Annotated in this window: 16 protein-coding genes; 4 read left to right on the forward strand and 12 right to left on the reverse strand. The window is 72.0% G+C overall.

Annotated features, from left to right (window positions below):
- Positions 1-25: 25 nt before the first annotated feature.
- On the forward strand, positions 26-1,354 hold the full coding sequence (locus ACZ49J_RS35795) for a serine/threonine-protein kinase (RefSeq protein ID WP_467455061.1): 1,329 nt from the start codon (positions 26-28) through the stop codon (positions 1,352-1,354).
- Between the two features lie 119 nt (positions 1,355-1,473).
- Here ACZ49J_RS35795 and ACZ49J_RS35800 read toward each other — a convergent pair whose 3' ends face one another.
- The 8 genes from ACZ49J_RS35800 to ACZ49J_RS35835 form a co-directional block, all read right to left on the reverse strand.
- Positions 1,474-2,292: a TrmH family RNA methyltransferase gene (locus ACZ49J_RS35800; protein ID WP_467454950.1), complete on the reverse strand. Its 819-nt coding sequence runs from the start codon at positions 2,290-2,292 to the stop codon at positions 1,474-1,476.
- Between the two features lie 64 nt (positions 2,293-2,356).
- Positions 2,357-3,613 (reverse strand): uroporphyrinogen-III C-methyltransferase, encoded by a 1,257-nt coding sequence (gene cobA / locus ACZ49J_RS35805; protein WP_467454948.1) that lies wholly within the window; start codon positions 3,611-3,613, stop codon positions 2,357-2,359.
- 261 nt (positions 3,614-3,874) lie between these two features.
- A complete protein-coding gene (cobT, locus tag ACZ49J_RS35810) occupies positions 3,875-8,008 on the reverse strand; it encodes a nicotinate-nucleotide--dimethylbenzimidazole phosphoribosyltransferase (RefSeq protein WP_467454946.1) in 4,134 nt (1,377 codons plus the stop codon).
- A 395-nt stretch (positions 8,009-8,403) separates the two neighbouring features.
- Entirely contained in the window at positions 8,404-9,621 is a 1,218-nt protein-coding gene (gene cbiE, locus ACZ49J_RS35815; protein WP_467454944.1) for a precorrin-6y C5,15-methyltransferase (decarboxylating) subunit CbiE, read from the reverse strand.
- 283 nt (positions 9,622-9,904) lie between these two features.
- Positions 9,905-10,540: a GNAT family N-acetyltransferase gene (locus ACZ49J_RS35820; RefSeq protein ID WP_467454942.1), complete on the reverse strand. Its 636-nt coding sequence runs from the start codon at positions 10,538-10,540 to the stop codon at positions 9,905-9,907.
- Between the two features lie 163 nt (positions 10,541-10,703).
- A complete protein-coding gene (locus tag ACZ49J_RS35825; RefSeq protein ID WP_467454940.1) occupies positions 10,704-11,531 on the reverse strand; it encodes a MetQ/NlpA family ABC transporter substrate-binding protein in 828 nt (275 codons plus the stop codon).
- 69 nt (positions 11,532-11,600) lie between these two features.
- A complete protein-coding gene (locus ACZ49J_RS35830; protein ID WP_467454938.1) occupies positions 11,601-12,338 on the reverse strand; it encodes a methionine ABC transporter permease in 738 nt (245 codons plus the stop codon).
- Complete coding sequence (locus tag ACZ49J_RS35835; RefSeq protein WP_467454936.1) at positions 12,335-13,378, reverse strand: methionine ABC transporter ATP-binding protein; 1,044 nt, start codon at positions 13,376-13,378, stop codon at positions 12,335-12,337. Before ACZ49J_RS35835 ends, ACZ49J_RS35830 begins: the two co-directional genes overlap by 4 nt.
- Before the next feature lie 530 nt (positions 13,379-13,908).
- Here ACZ49J_RS35835 and ACZ49J_RS35840 point away from each other — a divergent pair.
- On the forward strand, positions 13,909-14,268 hold the full coding sequence (locus tag ACZ49J_RS35840) for a hypothetical protein (RefSeq protein ID WP_366829790.1): 360 nt from the start codon (positions 13,909-13,911) through the stop codon (positions 14,266-14,268).
- A 1-nt stretch (position 14,269) separates the two neighbouring features.
- A complete protein-coding gene (locus tag ACZ49J_RS35845) occupies positions 14,270-14,692 on the forward strand; it encodes a hypothetical protein (protein ID WP_467454934.1) in 423 nt (140 codons plus the stop codon).
- A 38-nt stretch (positions 14,693-14,730) separates the two neighbouring features.
- Here ACZ49J_RS35845 and ACZ49J_RS35850 read toward each other — a convergent pair whose 3' ends face one another.
- The 3 genes from ACZ49J_RS35850 to ACZ49J_RS35860 form a co-directional block, all read right to left on the reverse strand.
- On the reverse strand, positions 14,731-15,234 hold the full coding sequence (locus ACZ49J_RS35850) for a GNAT family N-acetyltransferase (RefSeq protein ID WP_467454933.1): 504 nt from the start codon (positions 15,232-15,234) through the stop codon (positions 14,731-14,733).
- 44 nt (positions 15,235-15,278) lie between these two features.
- Positions 15,279-15,785 carry a sigma-70 family RNA polymerase sigma factor gene (locus ACZ49J_RS35855; protein ID WP_467454931.1) on the reverse strand — a complete coding sequence of 169 codons (507 nt, stop codon included), beginning with the start codon at positions 15,783-15,785 and terminating at the stop codon, positions 15,279-15,281.
- Positions 15,786-15,858: 73 nt separating this feature from the next.
- Complete coding sequence (locus ACZ49J_RS35860; protein WP_467454930.1) at positions 15,859-17,028, reverse strand: glycerophosphodiester phosphodiesterase; 1,170 nt, start codon at positions 17,026-17,028, stop codon at positions 15,859-15,861.
- A 375-nt stretch (positions 17,029-17,403) separates the two neighbouring features.
- Here ACZ49J_RS35860 and ACZ49J_RS35865 point away from each other — a divergent pair, with 375 nt between their 5' ends.
- Positions 17,404-18,078 carry a lysophospholipid acyltransferase family protein gene (locus ACZ49J_RS35865; RefSeq protein WP_467454929.1) on the forward strand — a complete coding sequence of 225 codons (675 nt, stop codon included), beginning with the start codon at positions 17,404-17,406 and terminating at the stop codon, positions 18,076-18,078.
- Positions 18,079-18,424: 346 nt separating this feature from the next.
- Here ACZ49J_RS35865 and ACZ49J_RS35870 read toward each other — a convergent pair whose 3' ends face one another.
- Positions 18,425-18,919 carry a MarR family winged helix-turn-helix transcriptional regulator gene (locus tag ACZ49J_RS35870; RefSeq protein ID WP_467454928.1) on the reverse strand — a complete coding sequence of 165 codons (495 nt, stop codon included), beginning with the start codon at positions 18,917-18,919 and terminating at the stop codon, positions 18,425-18,427.
- Positions 18,920-18,929: the final 10 nt, after the last annotated feature.

Here is an 18,929-nt window from a genome sequence, read left to right on the forward strand (position 1 = left end):
ACGTCACACGGACCGGGCAGCGGGGATGAACATGGCGATGATGCGCCTGAGGCGCGAGGACCCGCGCGTCGTCGGCTCGTTCAGGCTGCACAGACGGCTGGGCGCGGGCGGGATGGGCGTTGTCTACCTGGGCTCCGACAAGCGGGGACAGCGGGTCGCACTGAAGGTGATCCGGCCGGACCTCGCGGAGGATCAGGAGTTCCGGTCGAGGTTCGCGCGCGAGGTGTCGGCGGCGCGGCGGATCCGGGGCGGCTGCACGGCCCGGCTGGTCGCCGCGGATCTGGACGCGGACCGGCCCTGGTTCGCCACGCAGTACGTACCCGGGCCGTCCCTGCACGACAAGGTCGTCGGCGAGGGGCCCCTGTCCGCCGCCGACATCGCCGCGGTCGGTGCCGCCCTGTCCGAGGGACTCGTCGCCGTGCACGAGGCGGGCGTCGTGCACCGTGACCTGAAGCCGTCCAACATCCTGCTCTCCCCCAAGGGACCGCGGATCATCGACTTCGGGATCGCCTGGGCCACGGGCGCCTCCACCCTGACGCACGTCGGTACGGCCGTGGGGTCGCCCGGGTTCCTCGCGCCCGAGCAGGTGCGCGGCGCGGCCGTCACTCCGGCCACCGACGTCTTCTCGCTCGGCGCCACTCTCGCGTACGCGGCGACCTCCGACTCGCCCTTCGGGCACGGCAGTTCCGAGGTCATGCTGTACCGGGTGGTGCACGAGGAGCCGCAGTTGCACGGAGTTCCGGACGCCCTGGCTCCGCTCATCCGCGCGTGCCTCGCCAAGGACCCGGAGGAGCGGCCCAGCACCCTTCAACTCTCGCTGCGCCTCAAGGAGATCGCCGCGCGCGAGTCGCAGGGGCTCGCGGACGTCCGTCCACCCGCGCCGCGCACCTCGCCCGACCGGTCGTCGTCCGGGCGGCTCGCGGAACAGCACGTCGAGCAGCGCACCCAGCGGCGACCGCAGAGCGCACAGGGCACACCCTTGCCGCGTACGGGCGGCGGGTCCCGTACGGGCGGTTCGTCCCCGCGGGCCACCGGTGGCGGGCCGCGGCCGGGGTCAGGGGCGGGGGCGCGCCCCGCGGCCCCGCGCAACACCACTCGGTCCGGCAGCCGGTCCGTCCCCCGTGGTGGCCGGCCGGCGCCGCGCACCAACGGGACCGGTCGCCGACCCGCCAACCCGCGGCTGTTGCGGCAGCGCCTCATCGTGTTCGTCGTGGTGACGCTGCTGGTGGCCCTCGGCATCGCGGCGGCACAGGGGTGTCAGGGGCCGTCTCGGGGGCTGGGTGACGAGCGGGGTGCACGGGTTGAGCATGCGCAGGCGTCGTCGCCGGATGGGGTGACGTCGGATAGCGGCTGACGGGTCTCGTTCGGCCGGGGACGAAGCACGCAGAGTTCGGGACTGCGCGTCGATGGTCGGCTGCGGGTCCGTTGCGGCTGGTCGCGCAGTTCCCCGCGCCCCATTTCGGGGCGCGCCGCTCAGAGCTGTGGTCGCCCCGTAGCCACCGCGTAGAACGCGACCGCTGCCGCCGCGCCCACGTTGAGGGAGTCGACGCCGTGGGCCATGGGGATGCGGACCCATTCGTCGGCCGCCACCAGGGCCTGGGTGGAGAGGCCGTCGCCCTCGGCGCCGAGCATGAGGGCGACCCGGTCCATGCGGTGCGGGGCCGTCTCGTCGAGGGTCTTGGCCTTCTCGTCAGGGGTGAGCGCCAGGAGCGCGAAGCCGGCCTCGCGGACGGACTCCAGGCTCTTCGGCCAGCTTTCCAGACGGGCGTACGGTACGGCGAAGACCGCGCCCATGGAGACCTTCACGCTGCGGCGGTAGAGGGGGTCGGCGCAGTCGGGCGAGAGCAGGACGGCGTCCATGCCGAGGGCGGCGGCCGAGCGGAAGATCGCGCCGATGTTGGTGTGGTCGTTGACCGATTCCATGACCACGACCCTGCGGGCGGTCTGCAGGAGTTCGTCGGCCGTCGGCAGTGGTTTGCGCTGCATGGACGCGAGGGCACCACGGTGCACGTGGTAGCCGGTGACCTGCTCGGCGAGTTCCGGGCTGACCGCGTACACCGGGGCGGGGAGCTCGTCGATGACGTCCCGCATGACGTCGACCCACTTGGCCGAGAGCAGCATCGACCGCATCTCGTAGCCGGCTTCCTTGGCCCTGCGGATGACCTTCTCGCCCTCGGCGATGAACAGGCCCTCGGCGGGCTCGCGCTTGCGGCGCAGCTCCACGTCGGTCAGGCCCGTGTAGTCGCGCAGGCGCGGGTCGTCGGGGTCCTCAACGGTGATGAGATCGGCCACAGGGTGATACTGCCTTGTCCTGGGTGCTGTGCCAACGGCTGGGAACGGGTTGTGTTACCCGGGGTTACTCGGATGCCTGTGGGTGCGCCTCAGGCGCCGCTTCCGGGCCCACCTTCACGACCTCGCCGATGACGATGACCGCAGGGGGCCTCACGTCCTGGGTACGGACGGCCTCGGCGACCGTGGCGAGGGTCGCGTCGACGCGGCGCTGGGCTGCGGTGGTGCCCTCCTGGACGAGGGCCACGGGCGTGTCGGCCGCCTTGCCGTGGGCGACCAGCGTCTCGGCGATCCGGCCGATCTTGTCGACGCCCATGAGGATCACGAGCGTGCCGGTCAGCTTGGCGAGCGATGCCCAGTCGACCAGGGAACGCTCGTCGTCGGGGGCCACATGGCCGCTGACCACCGTGAACTCGTGCGCCACGCCCCGGTGGGTCACGGGGATGCCGGCCGCTCCCGGGACCGAGATGGAGCTGGAGATGCCGGGCACCACCGTGCAGGGGATGCCGGCCTCGGCGAGCGCCTGGAGCTCCTCCATGCCGCGGCCGAAGACGTAGGGGTCGCCGCCCTTCAGGCGGACCACCGACTTCCCCTGCTTCGCGTGCTCGATGAGCGCGTTGTTGATCGCCTCCTGTGCCATGAAGCGGCCGTACGGGATCTTCGCCGCGTCGATCACCTCGACGTGCGGCGGGAGTTCGGCGAGCAGGTCACGCGGACCGAGACGGTCGGCGATGACGACATCGGCCTCGGCGAGGAGGCGGCGGCCGCGCACGGTGATCAGGTCCGGGTCGCCGGGGCCGCCGCCGACGAGGGCGACGCCGGGCGTACGGGTGCGGTGGTGGGGCGCCACGAGGGTGCCGTCGCGGAGGCCCTCGACCACGGCGTCGCGGATGGCGGCGGTGTGGCGGGGGTCGCGGCCCTGGGCGCGGGTGGTGAGGACGGCGACCGTGACGCCCTCGCTGTGGCCGGTGGCGGGGGTCCAGGCCGTGGCCGCGTCGGCGTTGTCGGAGCGGACGCACCAGACGCGGTGCGCCTCCGCCTCGGCCGAGGCCCGCTCGTTCGCCTCGGGGTCGCTGGTGGCGATCAGGGCGTACCAGGCGTCGGCGAGGTCGCCGTCCGCGTAGGGACGCCTCTCCCAGGTGATCTCGCCCGCGTCCGCCATGGCCTCGACGGAGGGTGTCGCTTCGGGGGACACAAGGAGGACGTCGGCGCCCGCGGCGATGAGGGCCGGGAGGCGGCGCCCGGCGACCTGGCCGCCGCCGAGGACGACCACTCGGCGGCCGGTGAGGCGGAGGCCTACGGGGTAGGCGGGGTGTTCGGCCATGAGAGGTGCGGCTCCTGCGGGGCGTTTTGCGGGTGGGCGCGCTGCGGCTTTGGAGCGGCCCTGACGTGCGGAATTTTATGTGCGGGGGTGGTGGGTGGCCGGGGTGGGGGTGAGGTTTTCTCTCCCCGGGCCCGCCCCTTCCCGAAACCGGGGTCTCCGCCCCGGGCCCCCCTACGTGCGGCTGGGTGGCCGGGTTGTGCCCACCCGCTCCGGCCCAGCGGAGCGACTGCCCACAACCCGCAGGCCGGCCGTCTGGTGACCCTACTTCTCCGTTACCCCGGCCGAGTCGAACGTCGCCACCTCGTGCATCGCCCTGGCCGTGCTCTGGACCATCGGGAGGGCGAGGAGAGCGCCCGTGCCCTCGCCGAGGCGGAGGTCGAGGTCGACCAGGGGGCGCAGGCCGAGCTTCTTCAGGGCAGCCACGTGGCCGGGTTCGGCGCTGCGGTGGCCGGCGATGCAGGCGGCCAGGACCTCGGGGGCGATGGCGCGGGCCACCAGGGCGGCGGCGCCGGCGCTGACGCCGTCGAGGATCACCGGCGTACGGAGGGACGCGCCGCCGAGGAGCAGGCCCACCATCGCCGCGTGCTCCAGGCCGCCGAACGCCGCGAGGACGCCGATGGGGTCGGCCGGGTCGGGCTGGTGGAGCTCGATGGCGCGGCGGACCACCTCGGTCTTGCGGGCCAGCGTCTCGTCGTTGATGCCCGTGCCCCGGCCCGTGACCTCGGAGGGGTCCGTGTCCGTGAAGACCGAGATCAGGGCGGCGGACGCGGTCGTGTTCGCGATGCCCATCTCGCCCGTCAGCAGCGCCTTGTTGCCCGCCGCCACCAGGTCGCGGGCCGTCTCGATGCCGACCTCGATCGCCTGCTTGACCTCCTCGCGGGTCAGTGCGGGGCCGGTCGTCATGTCGGCCGTGCCCGGACGCACCTTGCGCGGGAGGAGGCCCGGGGTGGACGGGAGTTCGCCGGCCACGCCCACGTCCACGACGCACACTTCGGCGCCCACCTGGCCCGCGAAGGCGTTGCAGACCGCTCCCCCGCCGAGGAAGTTGGCGACCATCTGGGCGGTCACCTCCTGCGGCCAGGGGGTGACGCCCCGGGCGTGCACGCCGTGGTCGCCCGCGAAGATCGCGACGGCGGCGGGCTCCGGGATCGGCGGCGGGCACTGGCGGGACAGGCCGGACAGCTGCGCCGAGATGATCTCCAGCATGCCGAGCGCGCCGGCGGGCTTCGTCATGCGCTTCTGCCGCTCCCACGCCTCGCCGAGCGCCTTGGCGTCCAGCGGGCGGATACCGGCGACGGTCTCGGCGAGCAGGTCGTGCGGCTCCTCACCGGGCAGGGCGCGGCGGCCGTACGTCTCCTCGTGGACGACCCAGGACAGCGGGCGGCGCTTGGACCAGCCCGCCTGCAGCAGCTCGGGCTCCTCCGGGAACTCGTCGACGTACCCGACGCACAGATACGCCACGACCTCCAGGTGCTCGGGCAGGCCCAGGGCGCGCACCATCTCGCGCTCGTCGAAGAAGCTGACCCAGCCGACGCCTAGTCCCTCGGCGCGGGCCGCGAGCCACAGGTTCTCGACCGCGAGCGCGGAGGAGTACGGGGCCATCTGGGGCTGGGTGTGGCGGCCCAGGGTGTGGCGGCCACCGCGGGTCGGGTCGGCGGTAACGACGATGTTCACCGGGGTGTCGAGGATCGCCTCGATCTTCAGTTCCTTGAACTGCTTCGCCCGGCCCTTGGGCAGCGACTTGGCGTACGCCTCGCGCTGGCGCTGGGCCAGTTCGTGCATCGTGCGGCGTGTCTCGGCCGAGCGGATGACGACGAAGTCCCAGGGCTGCGAGTGGCCGACGGACGGGGCTGTGTGGGCCGCCTCCAGGACGCGCAGCAGGACGTCGTGCGGGATCGGGTCGCTGCGGAAGCCGTTGCGGATGTCGCGGCGCTCGCGCATCACGCGCAGCACTGCCTCGCGCTCGGCGTCGTCGTAGCCGGGTGCGGCCGGGCCGGTGGACTCTCCTGCCTCTTCCACGGCGGCCGTGCTCTCTTCCTGGTCGGCGCCCCTGGTCTCCAGGTCCTCCGCGTGCTGGACGACATCGGGCTCCTCGTGCGCCACGAGCGGCTCCGGAGCGGCCGATTCCGTCGTGGGCGCCTGAGGTTCGGCGGGAGCGCCGGGCTCGGCGGGAGCGCCGGGCTCGGCGGGGGTCCCGGGGGTGAGGGACGCCTCGGGGTCGCGCGGGGCGGGGACCGTGACGGCGGCGGGCGGCTCCGGTTCCGCAGGCGCAGGCGGGGCTGTTTCCTGGGCCGGTGTGACGTCGAGTGTCTCGTCCGGGACGGAGGGCTGTGCTCCCTCGTCGGGAGTCTCCTCAACGCTGAGCGAGGGCTGTGCCTCCGGGCCGGTCGCCGTCCGGGGCTCGGGGTCGGCTGCGGGGAGCGCGTCCTCCACGGTCGCCGCGGGCGGCTCCTCTGCCGTCACCGGTGCCGTGGGGGGTGTGACGGCCTCCTGGAGTCGGGTGTCCTCCGGGGCCTGCACGACCTGGGCGCCCTCGTCCGGAGCCTGGACGGGCTCGGGCTGCTCCTCGGCGGGCGGCGGCGGGGCCGTCATGGCGGGCGGTGCGGTGGGCGCCCTTTCGTCGACGGGGACGAACCGGGCGTTTGGCGGCACCTGGCTGTCGGCTCGCTGCGCGACGGCCTCGGCCTGCGGAGTCACTCCGTCCGGCGCCGCGTGGAGCGGCTCGGGGGCGGTGGGCTCGATGGCAGGGGCCTGGGCCACGGCGGGGGCCGGTTCCTGGACGGGCAGGGGCTGTTGAGCGGGCTCAGGGTGCTCGACGGGCTCGGCTTGCTGGACAGGCTCAGCTTGCTCAACGGGCTCGGCTTGCTGGACAGGCTGCTCCGGCGCGACGGGCGCGGGCAACGGCTCCTCCGGCGCGGGCTTGGCTTCAGCGGCGGGCGGCTGCGGAGGGCCGACCTGCGGCTCCGTCTCAGCCTGCGGCTCCGTCTCAGCCTGCGGCTCCGTCTCAGCCTGCGGCTCTGTCTCAGCCTGCGGCAACGCTTCAGCCTGCGGCAACGCTTCAGCCTGCGGCAACGCTTCAGCCTGCGGCAGCGCTTCGGCCTGCGGCGCCGTATCGGACTGCGGCGCCGCCTCAACGTGTTGCGCGGGCTCCGTCTGCGGTGCGGTCTCCTCCTGTTGGGGACTCGCCGCCTGGTGAGGCTCCATCTGAACCGCGGGGTCCGCGGGGCGGCCAGCGGTGCCCTGGGAGTCCACATCCGGCGCCTGGGAAGCGGAACCCGCCCCGTGGGCGGCGGGGTCGGCCGGCTGAGGGCTCTGCTCGGTGAGCTGCGGCTGGTCCGCGATCAGGCCTTGGTCCGCCGGCTCCTGAGCCACCGGCTCGTGACCCACCTGGTCCTGGTCCGGTACCGCGGCCGGCTGGTCGAGCGCCGTCGGCTGCTCCTGGACGACTGCGGCGGGGTCGGTCTCGACCGTCTGCTGAGCCTCGGCTTCCGCCGGAATCCCGGCAGGCGGAGCCGCGCCGTCGACCACCTGGGGGGCCTCGGCCGCCGGGAACACGCTCGGATCGGGGGCCGAAGGGTCCAGGGAGCCGTCCAGCGCGTCGGGGTTGTGTACGGTCACGGGTGCCTGGGGCGTGAGCACCTCCCCCGTCGCGGCGGCCTGCCCGCTCTCCGGGACGACCGTTTCTGCAGCCGTCCCCTCCGCGGACACGGCTCCACCGGGCGCGCTCTCGTCAGGTGCCGCACCGGACGGAACCGCCTGCGCACCCTCCGGGGCCTCCGGCACACCGGTGGTCAGCGAGGATGTCAGCGGAACGGCCACCCAGGGCGACGCGGCCCGGGGTACGGCCTCGGCGTGCTGCGGTGTGTCGAGGTACTCAGGGCCCGCCCCGGGCGCCGAGGGCTGACGGACGGCGCCGGGCGGAACCGGGGCGCCGGCCGGGCCGCGGTCGGCGAGGGAACGGACGGGGCTGGCGGCGCCGCCCGGGACCGGCGGGCCGAGGTGCAGCGGGCGGCGGGCCACCGGCGGCTGCGGAACGGACGTGGCGACCTGCGCGCGGACGGGACCGGGTTCCTGGGCCACGGCCGTGGCCTCGGGTGCGACGGAACTCGGACCGGGCGCGCGGACGGCGCTCACGTCGACGGAACCGCTGTCGCGGCCGCCCGTCTCGTGCGGGCCCGGCTCGTGGACGACCTGGGCGGCGGGCTCCGGGGCCGGCGGGGGTGCCTCGTGGCCCCACGCGCCCTGCGCGCCCGGCAGCAGCAGCTCTTCGTCCTCGGCGGCGGTCTCGGTCTCGGAGAGGTAGGTGTACGCATCCGGCGCGTGGACGCCCGGCTGCTCCACCATGCCTGCGTTCTCCGGCAGTCCCTCGCCCGGGACCTGGCCGGTGTCGGTCATGCGTAACCCCTCGCCCATCAGTTAGTGCTCTTCGCCAGCTGGCCCGGAACGGCGCACCGACCGCCCCACAGTGGAGAACGAGCATGCGTGCCCAGCGGCACGAGACGACCCACCTTCAAGTCGACAAAGCCACTGCCTGGCCATTGTCGCCGTCGTCCCGCCGTCGCGACAGCTTGATCCGCGACGGTCCGCTGTGTACTGCGCCACGTTGCGCGCCCTCCGGTCCCGCCGTACCACGACCCGCCCCAAACCGGGCGCGCTTTCCGGACATTGGCCTACGAAGCACCGGACGCCGGAGTGCGGTACAACGGTCGGCCAGCCTACCGCGCCGGTACGACAACAGGATCACAGGGAACATCCGGACGGTTGCCTCCGCGCCGTCCACCGGGCACTGTTCAGCGCGGGGCTTGGCGCCGCCCCAGTTCCCCCGTGAGCAGGAACGCAACGCTCCGCTCCTTCTCCGTCCAGGCCCGTGTGTCGAGTTCGACGGACTGCACGAGGGCGCACTGGACGTCGTAGCCGTGCTCGGTGAGGTCCCGGCCGATGAGTTCGGCGGCGTCGCGGGTGGCCGCGTGCGTGACGATGCGCTGCGGGCGACGGTCGGCGACGGCGGAGACCACGGGCGCTCCCCCACCACCGACGCGGACGACGTCGGGTTCGGGGAGGTTCTCCAGGATGTGCGGCGCGGTGCCGTGCACTACTTGCAGTTGGACGCCGAAGCGCCGGGCCGCGACGGCCGTGCGGCCGCAGGCGTAGGGGGTGCGGTCGACGGCGATGACGGCGGCGCCGCAGCGTGCGGCCTCGGTCGCGAAGGCGCCGCTGCCGCAGCCGATGTCCCACACGAGGTCGCCCACGCGCGGTCCGAGGCGGGCGAGTTGGGCCGCGCGCAGCAGGTCGGTCTCGCCCTCTCCCAGGTCGCCGCCGTACTCGTCGGCGGCCAGCGCCCAGCCGCGCGGTTCGGCACCGGGGTCGCGTCCCGCGATCCAGCCGCCGCCCTCACCGGCGGTGACCGGGCCGCCGATGACGATGACGACGTTGGGGTCGCGCCAGGTGTGGTCGGCCGCCTTGTCGGAGGTCAGGACGGTGACCTGTTCGCGTTCGGTGCCCAGCTCCTCGCAGATGACGAAGGTCCGGTGGATTCCCTCGAGGAGCAGGCCGAGTTCGGCGGGTCCCGCACCAGGTGAGGTGAGGACGGCGACCTTGGTGTGGGCGCGGCATACGTTCACCGCGCGGCGCAGGGTGCGACGGTGCGCGACGACCACTTGTGCGTCGTCCCAGGGCATGCCCGCGCGGGCGAAGGCGGCGGCGACGGAGGAGACGGCGGGGACGACCTCGACCTCCAGGCCGTACTCGGGGTCGCGCAGGGTGCGGACGACTCCGAAGAAGCCCGGGTCCCCGTCGGCGAGGACCACGGCGGTGCCGCGGTGGCCCGCGATGCGGCGGGCGGCGAGGGCGACGCTGCCGAGCCTGATGCGCTCCGCGTGCGGGGGCACTTCGGCGAGCGCCAGGTGGTGGGCCGCGCCGGCCACGAGCGTGGCTGCGCCGAGGGCGGAGCGCGCCGCGGCGGTCAGCGGCGAGCCGTCCCAGCCGATCACCGTGACGCGGTCGGCCATCGTCGTCAGTCTCCAGGGTTCGCGCAGGTCGTCAGGGGCAGCCCGGGCAGGGGCTCCGTGAGGGTACCTGGTCGGGCCCGGGGCGGCGCCTCGCAGGTCCTCCGGCGTCGAGGCGGAGAGTCATCGAGGCGGGGAGTACCGGAGAAAGCCGTGCCCATGCGCGCGCACGCCGCGGTGCCGGTGCCGACTGGGCCGTCATGGTGCCGCGGCGGGCAGACGCCGAGGCGATCTCCAGAAGCCTCCAGAAGAGCCCGGAAGGCTGCAGGTCCCAGGAGGCCGAGGGTCAGTTCCAGTTCGAGTACGCGGTGAAGCCACCGGTGTCGGCGAGTTCCTCGCTGACGCCTTCGAGGTCCTCCGGGAGGAGGCTCCAGACGATGAAGTCCGTGCGGACCTCGACCCAGCCCGCCTCCGTGCGGGTGCGCGCTATGCAGGCGTTGCGCAGGACGCCCTCGCTGATGCAGCCGATCTTCTGGGCGACCTGCTGGGAGGCGGTGTTGTCGGCGGCCGTACGGAGTTCGATGCGCTCGAACTTCTGGTCCCGGAACAGCCACTGGGCGGTGGCGAGCGCCGCTTCGGAGGCGTAGCCCTCTCCGCGGGCCCAGGGAGCGACGACGTACGACAACTCCGTCGACCGCACGTGCCAGTTCGTCTTGGCCAGCTGGATGATGCCGACCAGACGCTGGGTCAGGAACTCGGTGACGGCGAGGTCGAGGCCCCGGCCCTCGGTGCGTTCGGTGGGTGCGCGCTCGGTGATCCAGGTTCGGGCGCTGTCCTCGGTGAAGGGCTGGGGGACGTCCGTCCAGGCCATGACCTGTTCGTCGTTCATCATCTCGGCGAGGGACTGGGCGTCGTCCTCGTCGAAGGGGCGCAGCACCAACCGCTCCGTGCTGATGGAGATGTCGGGGAAGGTGGTAGTCATGCGCCGCTCCGTAACCTTCGGAAACCTTCGGGCCTGCTGAACTGCCCAGCATGCAGCATGAAAGCACTGAACCGCACGCGCGGGGTCCACACCCGGTGAGGAGTGGACCCCGCGCGGTGACGTGACACGTCGGCAGCCGCGCTCCCGGGGAACCTCAGAAGGGTCAGAAGGAGGGCAGCACGGACCCGTTGGCGTACTTGGTCTCGATGAACTTCCTGACCTCGTCGGAGGTGAGGAGCTTGGCGAGCTTCTTCACGCGCGGGTCCTTCTCCTGGCCCTCCTTGACGGCGAGGAAGTTGCCGTAGGGGTTGTTCTTGGCCTTCTCCAGGACGAGGGCGTCGTCGGCGGGCGACAGGTCGGACTCCAGGGCGTAGTTGCCGTTGACGACCGCGGCGTCCACGTCGTTCAGGGAGCGGGGGGTCTGGGCCGCCTCCAGTTCCTTGAACTGGAGGTTCTTCGGGTTCTCGGCGATGTCCGAGGGGGTCGCCGAGGTGCCCGCGCCTTCCTTGAGGGTGATGAGGCCGTTCGCCGCGAGCAGCTTCAGGGCGCGCGCCTCGTTGACGGTGTCGTTGGGGACGGCGACGGTCGCGCCGTTCTTCAGGGCGCCGGCCTTCTCGACCTTGTTCGAGTAGAGGCCGAGGGGCTCGAGGTGGACCGTGACGACGGGCACGATGTGGGTGCCGTTCTTCTTGTTGAAGTCGTCGAGGTACGGCTTGTTCTGGAAGTAGTTGGCGCCCACGGAGCCGTCCTCCGTCGCCGTGTTCGGCGTGACGTAGTCGGTGAACTCCTTGACCTCCAGGTCGAGGCCCGCCTTCTTCGCCAGGTTGTCCTTGACGTAGGTGAGGATCTCGGCGTGCGGGGTGGGGCTCGCGGCGACGATCAGCGGGCCGTCGGCGGAGCCGGAGTCCTTGCCCGCGCCGCAGGCGGTGAGCCCGAGGGTGAGGGCTCCGGCGGCGAGGACGGCGGTGGTGAGCTTGGCGGTGTTACGCACGAAAAGTGCCTTTCAATCGCGGGTGGTGCGACCCCGTCATGGGTGGACGGGGAGTCTGAGAAGCAAGGGTCAGGTGGCCTTGCCGGCGCCCGCGGTCGCGGACTCCCTGGGCTTCAGCAGCCGCAGCTTCGGGGCGGGGCCCGAGCGGCCGCCGCGCCGGTGCAGTCCGCGGGCCGCGTAGTCGCCGGCGAACTGGATGAGCGAGATGACGACGGCGAGGATCGCCACGGTGATCCACATGAGCCCGGTCTCGAAGCGCTGGTAGCCGTAGCGGATGGCGATGTCGCCGAGGCCGCCCGCGCCGACCGTGCCCGCCATCGCCGAGTAGCCGATGAGCGCGACGATCGTGGTGGTGGTACTGGCGATCAGGGACGGCAGGGACTCCGGTACGAGGACCTTGCGGACGATCGTCCAGGTGTTGCCGCCCATGGCCTGCACGGCCTCGACGAGCCCGTGGTCCACTTCGCGGACAGCCGTCTCGACGAGGCGCGCGAGGAAGGGGATCGCCCCGATGGCGAGCGGCACGATGGCGGCCTCGCGGCCGATGGTCGTCCCTGTGATCCAGCGCGTGAACGTCATCAGCGCCACCATCAGGATGATGAAGGGCATCGAGCGGGCCACGTTCACGACCTGCCCGATGGCCCTGTTGGCGACGACGTTCTGGAGGAGGCCCCCGCGGTCGGTGAGCACGAGCAGCACACCGAGCGGCAGTCCGCCGACGACCGCGATGAGGGTGGACCAGCCGACCATGTAGAGGGTGTCCCAACAGGCCTGCTCCAGCAGGGGCTGCATCTGAGACCAGGTCACTTGGCGGCCCCTTCCTTCACCGGTGCGGGCTGCTGTTCGCGGCCCAGGACGTCGATCTGCAGGCCTCGTTCGCGCAGGAAGCCGATCGGCACGACGTTGTCCTCGTAGCGGCCGGGCAGTTCGATGCGCATCCGGCCGATCTGCTTGCCGGCGACGGTGTCGATGGCCGCGCCGAGGATCGATATGTCGATGTTGTACGTGCGTGAGAGCTGCGAGATGACGGGCTGGGTGGCCGCCTCGCCGTGGAAGGTGACGTCGACGACGGTGCGGTCGTCCCCGGAGGCGTCGCCGCCGACCGGGAAGAGGGCCGCGGCCAGCTCGGAACCGGGGGTCGCGAGGAGGTCGCTGACGGTGCCGGACTCGACGACGCGGCCCCGCTCCATGAGTGCGGCGGAGTCGCAGACCGACTTGACGACGTCCATCTCGTGCGTGATGAGCAGGACGGTCAGCCCGAGCTGCTGGTTCAGATCGCGCAGCAACCGGAGGATGGACCGGGTGGTCTCCGGATCGAGGGCGCTGGTCGCCTCGTCGGAGAGAAGCACCTTCGGGTCGCCGGCGAGGGCGCGGGCGATGCCGACGCGCTGCTTCTGTCCGCCGGAGAGCTGGGCCGGGTACGCCTTCGCCTGGTCGGCGAGGCCGACGAGGTCGAGGAGTTCGAGCGCCTTGCGGGACCGCTCCCTGCCCGACTTTCCGAGGATCTCCAGCGGCAGTTCGACGTTGTCCTGGACGGTACGCGAGGACAACAGGTTGAAGTGCTGGAAGACCATGCCGATCCGGCTGCGCGCGGCGCGGAGTTCCCGGCCTGCGCGCGGGCCGCGTCCGGCGAGGGCCGTGAGGTCCCGTCCGGCGACGGTGACCGTCCCGGAGGTCGGTCGCTCCAGCAGGTTGACGCAGCGGATCAGCGAGGACTTGCCGGCGCCCGACTGGCCGATGACGCCGTACACCTCGCCTTCGCGGACGTGCAGGTCGACGCCGTCGAGGGCGGTGACCTCACGGCCGCGCGAGCGGTAGACCTTGGTGAGGCCTGATGTGGTGATCACTGGGTTTCCATCACTGTCGAGTGCGCGGGCGTGCGTGTGCCCGGGCACGGAGGGAACAGGTGCGCAAGGGAGTTCCACGCCGTTCAGGCCGTGGGGGCGGCATGTCGTCACGTACGGCGAACGGCGTACGGACACGCCACAGCGGCTCGCTTCGGGGCGCGAGACTCAAGGGTTGGTGCGGGGGCCCTCTAGAAGGCGCACATTCGACACAGACAACGAGCACCGGGCGTCAGGGTCGCCTCGGTCGCAGGGATGCGGCAGCTCGTCGTGGTCATGCGATCAGTAAAACATGCCTACGGTCCTGACACGGCACCCGTTGTCCGTATGCTGGACAGTCATGGACAGGGGGTGCCGGGGTCTTCGTCCCTGGTCCGCGTGGCCGGTGGACGGTGTGCTGCCTTGACGGGTTGTGGTCAACGCCACGATGGTCACGCCGGTGGTGAGACCGGCGGGGAGACGGCGGTGAGGTCCGCCGCGAGGAGGCCGGGGGCGAGGACGGCACGGCTTTTGGCCCGTAATAGGGTCACGGCATGCTTGATGCCCTGACGGTGGCGACCGCCGTCGCCGCGCTGCTGCTGGCCGCCTGGTGCGGCTGGGCGGCCTACCGCGACCAGCCGACCAAGGACTGGCACTTCATCGGGATGGCGGTGGTGTCGCTGCTGGCCCTGGTGCAACTGGTGGTCGGGATCGTGCAGCTGGCGCGCGGCGAGAAGCCGGAACAGGGCACCACGATCTTCGTCGCGTACCTGCTCGGGGCGCTGGCCTGCGTTCCGGTGGCCGGTTTCATGTCGCTCGCCGAACGCACCCGCTGGGGCAGCGTGACCGTGGCGGCCGGCGGTGTGGTGCTGGCGGTGCTCCAAGTGCGGCTCTACGACATCTGGGGAGGCTGAGATGACGACCGCCGAGCAGCGGCCGGGCGAAGCGCGACGCACCCGGCTCATCAAGGGGCCGGGCATGCTGCTCGTCTGGTTGTACGGCGTGATGGTGGTCGGCGCGGTGTCGCGCTCCGCGGTGCAGATCTCCACCGAGTTCGGCCATGCGCCGCTCGCGTACTCGCTTTCCGCGGTGGCCGGGCTGGTGTACGGCTTCATCACGTACTCGCTGGTGCGGGGTGGCGAGACCGCCCGCAAGGCGGCGTTGGTGTGCTGCGCCGCCGAGCTGGTGGGCGTGCTGGTGGTGGGGACGTGGACCTTGGTGGAGCCGTCCGCGTTCCCGGACGCGACCGTGTGGTCCGACTACGGGATGGGGTACTTGTTCATTCCCGTGCTGCTTCCCCTGTCGGCCATGTACTGGTTGCGGAAGGGGGCGCGGTAGGGAGGGCACAGCCCCGCGCCCCTCTCAAGGGCGCGAACTCACGCCGTGGCCGCGTACGCCCCCACCTGTACCGACTTCTCCAGGACGATCATCGGTACGCCGTCCTCGCCCTTCGACGTGCCCACGGTCTCGTAGCCCACGCGCCGGTACAGACGCAGGCTCCCCTCGCTGCGGTGGCCCGTGTGGAGGCGGAACCTCGTGGCGCCCCGTTCCTCCGCGAGGGCAGCTTCGGCTGCGCGCAGGAGGCGGGCGCCGATCCCGTGCCCCTGGAGGCGCGGGTGGACGCAGAGCTTGCCGATGGACGCGGCGCCGTCCTCACCGATCGTTCCGCGGACGGAGCCGACCACCTCGTCGCCCAGCCGGGCCACGAACACACAGTCCGTCGTGACCTCTTCGCGAACCGATTCGAGCGGCTGCACGAGCGGCTCGATGCGGTAGTTGCCGTACAGAGCCGCCTCGCTCTGAAAGCACAGGTACTGCAGCCTGAAGATCTGCTCGGCATCCTGTTCGGTCGCCACGGAGATGGTCACGCTCATGCCCATGTGTGCACGCCTCCCGCTCACCTGTCGCCTGTTGTCCCTCACTCCTATCCCCGCGGTTCCCCGGCCGCAACCTCCGCGGCAAGCAATCGACGCAGACATCCCAGACATCGGGAACGTTCCGGCCCAAGACTCCCCTGTGAGATACCCAACTCACTCGCGATCTCACGGTAAGTGAGGTCCTCGGGGGAAAGGAACGCCGCGAGCAGGCGGGGACAGCGGCCGGGCAGCCGGCGGACCGCGGCATGGAGAGCGCGGCGCCGGACGGCGGCGAGGGCCAGGTGCTCGGGGCCGTGGTCACGGTCGTCGGCGGGCTCGCCCTCGTAGGGCCGTTCCCGCCGGGCCGTACGGCGGGTGCGGCGCACCTCGGAACGAACGGCCCGGCGCAGCCACCCCTGTGGGTCCACGGGCGGACCGTCGGAGTCGAGGCGCTCCAGGAGGCGGAGCCAGACCGCCTGTTCCAGGTCGCCCGGCTCGGTTCCGGAGGCGTGCGCCTCGGCCGAGGCCTCGGCGGTGAGCAGCGGGCGCAGGACGGCGACCAGGTCGTGTGTCATGTGCGGCACGACGCGGCCGCCCGGGCAGGGAGTTGCCCGGGCGGCCGTCTGTCACCCCATCGGGGCCTGCGGCTCAGCTGTTGACGAAGTCCTCGCGGGCCAGGACACCGGTGTCCGGGTTGTCGGTGAAGACACCGTCGATGCCCGTGGCGAAGTACGTCCTGAAGACGGCGAAGACGTCGCCGTAGGCGTCCGCGTCCGTCCCCTTGCGGAAGCTCGCGGGGAGGAACGGGTTCTCGTTGCGCATCGTGTAGGGATGCAGGACCAGGCCGGCCTTGTGGGCGTCGGCGACCAGCGTGGTGGGCGTGGTGAGGTTGCCGCTCGCGTCCTTCGGGATGATCAGGTCGAGCGTCGGACCGATGCCCTGCGCGTAACCGGCGATCTCCTTGAGGCCCTCGGGCTTGATCAGGTCGGCGACCGTACGCGGGTCGCCGGTCTCGACGAAGTCCCACGGGCGGGTGGCCGCGCCCGAGAGCAGGACGACGAGGGGGTTGTCGACGAGCTTGTTCAGGCGCTGGATGCTGGTCGGCTCGAAGGACTGCAGGATGACCGGCGAGTTCCGCCTGTCCTTGCGGTACTTGCGCAGCAGCTTGGCGACCCGCCCCTCCATGCCCAGGCCCAGCTCGCGGAAGTAGGTGGGGTGCTTGAGCTCGGGGTAGATCCAGACCTGCTTGCCGCGCCTCCGGGTCTGCTCGTCCTGCCACCGCAGGACCTCTTCGAAGGTGGGGATCTCCCAGCGGCCGTTGTAGAGGGTGCTGTGGGGGCGGTTGGCCGGGATGCGCTCGACGGCGCGCAGCGTCTTCAGCTCGGCGAGCGTGAAGTCCTCGGTGAACCAGCCGGTGACGGAGACACCGTCCAGCGTCTTCGTGGTCTTGCGGTCGGCGAACTCGGGGTGGTTCGCGACGTCCGTGGTGCCGCCGATCTCGGGCTCGTGGCGGCAGACGAGGTGGCCGTCCCTGGTGGGCACCAGGTCGCCGGCCTCGACGATGTCGGCACCCATGTCGAGGGCCAGCTGGTACGAGCCGAAGGTGTGCTCGGGCCGGTAGCCGCTGGCCCCCCGGTGGCCGATGATCGTCGGCACGGGCAGACTGTTCAGTCCGCCGCTCCCCCGCCGGGCGTCGGCTGCCGCCGCCGTACCGGACAGCCCGAGGGCCGCTCCGCCCGCGCCGAGCACCGCGGCGCCGAGCAGCGCCCGCCGTCCCGTTCCCCGGCCCTGCTGCTCGTACGACTCCTGCGTCCCCATACGGCTCTCCTCCCGCCACACGCCCTGCACCTGTCAAAGCGCGACGATCGTAGGTGGCGCGAGGTGACGTACGGGAGACCTGGGACGGAACACGCGGGTGACGCTGGATGTCTTCCGGTCGCCTTGCGGGGCGGGCGAGTTGACGTGCCGTCGGCTTGGGTGGCGCGGCCGGGGGTACCCGGCCGGGGTCGGCGTGGGATGTCCGTCACACGAACGGCCCGGGTGTGGAAACGCTCAACGGGGCGCAACCGCAGGTAAAACTACGTCAACAGTGCGTATCCACTCGGTGAACCCGACGTGCGAGACCCGGGGATCCGCGAGTATCGTCCTCACCTGCACAGACTCATATCGAACCCCTTGACACCGGAGGGCCCGTTGTCCCGCTTCGCGCTCATCAAGGCCACGCTCGGACCGATCATGCGCCTGATGTTCCGCCCACGGGTGGAGGGCGCGGAGCACATCCCGGGGGACGGTCCGGTGATCCTCGCCGGCAACCACCTCACGTTCATCGACTCGATGATCCTTCCGCTGGTGTGCGACCGGCAGGTGTTCTTCATCGGCAAGGACGAGTACGTCACCGGCAAGGGGTTCAAGGGCCGGCTGATGGCCTGGTTCTTCACCGGCGTCGGCATGATCCCCGTGGACCGCGACGGCGGCCGGGGCGGGGTCGCCGCGCTGATGACCGGGCGGCGCGTGCTGGAGGAGGGGCGGATGTTCGGCATCTACCCCGAGGGCACGCGGTCGCCGGACGGGCGGCTGTACCGGGGGCGCACGGGTATCGCGCGGTTGACGCTGATGACGGGTGCGCCGGTAGTGCCGTTCGCGATGATCGGTACGGACAAGATCCAGCCGGGGGGTGCGGGGTTGCCCCGGCCTCGGCGGGTCACTGTGCGGTTCGGTGAGGCGATGGAGTTCTCGCGGTACGAGGGGATGGACCGCGATCGGTATGTGCTGCGTGCGGTGACGGACTCCGTGATGGCCGAGGTCATGCGGCTGTCCGGGCAGGAGTATGTGGACATGTATGCGACGAAGGCCAAGGAAGCGGCCTGACGCTCCGCTGGGCGGGCCGGGGGGCTGCGGTCGTCGGCAGCGGATCGTCCTGGACACCCCGGCGGGTTGGCTCCTGCGGTCTTGTGGCTGACCAGGGACGGCTGCCCCGGGCGCCGAGCGGCCGACAGCACACCTTCGCAGGTCAGGGCGGCATGAGGTCAGGGCGGCATGGGCGGCTCGCGCGGCGGTCGGTCGTTCGGCAGTGCCGGCCGGTCACAGCCGTCCGGACCGACGCCGTCCGGGTGGCCACGGCACCCGGCGGGACGCCATCCCGCTTCCGGGGTGACCTCGCCTGCGGAACTGTCAGCGGGCCGGGGCGGGCTCGGGTGGCTCGACGATCCGTGTGTCAGCCGTGGTGCCGCCCCGTCAGGGAGGCGAGCCCGTCCTCCAGGCCCTGACGGAACGCGGAGCGCCGTTCCTCCGGCATGTCGAGCAGCAGCCGGTCCTCCAGTTCCTGCACGCTGGGGGCGCAGGCCGCCAGCAGTTCCTCCCCCTTCTCTGTCAGGCGGGTCTCCATGATCCGCCGGTTGCCCGGAGCATGGGTGCGCTCGATCAGTCCGCGCTCCTCCAGCGCGCGCACCATCTCGTGCATCGTCTGGGGCCTGACGAAGGAACGACGCGCCAACTGGGCGGAGGACAGCCCGCCCCGGTGCTGAAGCACTGTCAGCGCGGTGTACTGGAACGACGTGAGCCCGTACGGGCGCAGGGCCTCCTCCATGAAGGAGCGGATGGCGAGTTCGAGTTGTTTGACGAGGTAGATCGTCAGCGCGCCCTTACGGTCCTCCCGGGCCGGACCGGGCTCAGGTTCCGCACCCGGAGCCCGGTCGGCTGTTTCCGCCATCGCGCGCACC

This window comes from Streptomyces sp. NPDC030840, assembly GCF_055572015.1.